1 protein-coding gene is annotated in these 1,425 nt (G+C 26.0%); it reads right to left on the reverse strand.

Going from position 1 to position 1,425, the window contains the following annotated elements; genetic code table 11:
• Nucleotides 1-142 precede the first annotated feature (142 nt).
• Nucleotides 143-1,312, reverse strand: coding sequence for an IS4 family transposase (locus KIB46_RS16320; protein WP_291673285.1), 1,170 nt, complete (start codon nt 1,310-1,312; stop codon nt 143-145).
• Between the last annotated feature and the right edge of the window lie 113 nt (nt 1,313-1,425).

Consider the following 1,425-nt stretch of genomic DNA (forward strand, 5'->3'; position numbering starts at 1 on the left):
AACTTAGTAAATTAAGACAGGTAAAAATATACTTATATCTAATTATTTTTATTTGAGTTATTTAAATTTTTCTTAAAAAATGGTACACTAAATAAATCCACTGGTTAAAGTGAATTTTTAAATTATGTATTTATTTTTAATATTAAATACAGGATTTAATATTATGATGGTGCTTTTTCCTTGGATGTTTCTTTTTTCGCTCACAAGAACGGTTACAACGCACTTGTGAGCGTATTTTTATAGACTTTTCTAGTATTGATTTTAAAATTTTGTTTCTTAACCTAGATTTAACCAATAATTTTATAATTCGTTTAAAAACTTGTCCCAAGATAAAATTCCTATTAGATTGATATGTTGAATTTAAGGATTTATCCTTATTAGCATTTGCTATCGAAGCATCGGCATCCTTCTTTATAAGCCCTGAAATCATTGATAAATAAATTGAAGTATAAAAGTCTTGCTCTATAGCAATAGGCTTTGTTCCTGAAAATTCTTCAATTTTAATGCTACTTTTTAATTCTTTGTATTTCGATTCAACACCCCATCTAAGAAAATAAAGTTCTTTAAACTCTATAGTTGTAATTTTTTCATCATATATATTAGTTACTAACACCTCTGTTACGTCTTCGGAAAGCTTAATTCTTAATACTCTTACTTTCTTTATCTCACCCTTTAATTTATATTCTAAAATAGAGTCATCAGAATCAATAGATTGTACAAGTTTAAAGGAAGTTGATACTCTCATTAAAAATAGCAATCCTTTATCATTTAAATGATCAAACATATCATATGATGGGTAACCTCTATCAAAAATAACAATACTATTTTTAGAAGGAATTCTATTTACTAATACCTCTATATGTTGTTTTGCTATATATCTTTCGCTTGTTTTATATTTTGTAATTCTACCACATTCTTCTGTATCTGGAACTTGTAAGCTAGTTCCATCAATTGCTAATATATTAAAGCCATTCCATGTGTTTAAGTTTTTCTTTAGACTATAAAATTTCTCAACAAAAAGTCTACATAATTCATTAAAAGCCTCTGGTGATATATTTTGCCTTGCTTTTGAAAATGCTTGCTTTGTTATATTAGGAAAATTTAAATATGTATGTTCTTCAATAAAGTTATCAATTTCAGATGAAATAGATTTACGCAATGCGGAGCAAATAAAATGAACAGTATTTGAGAATGATAGTTTTCTTTTTCTTGAGAATGAATTTCCTAAGCTGTATGCTTCTTTATATTCATCAGAAGTAATTAAGTTGTTTGTTTCTTTTAAAATTAAAGATAGTAGTTTAGTGTTTTTCACAATGTAAAACCTCGCTATAAATTTATTTGTCTATAGCGAGGCTGCAAATTTCCTATCTATTGTCAAGTATCTTTTATATTTAATTTTTATTTTTTCTTAAGTTGACGACATTG

This window comes from Clostridium sp., assembly GCF_018372875.1.
In the GTDB taxonomy this organism is placed as follows: Bacteria; Bacillota; Clostridia; order Clostridiales; family Clostridiaceae; genus Clostridium.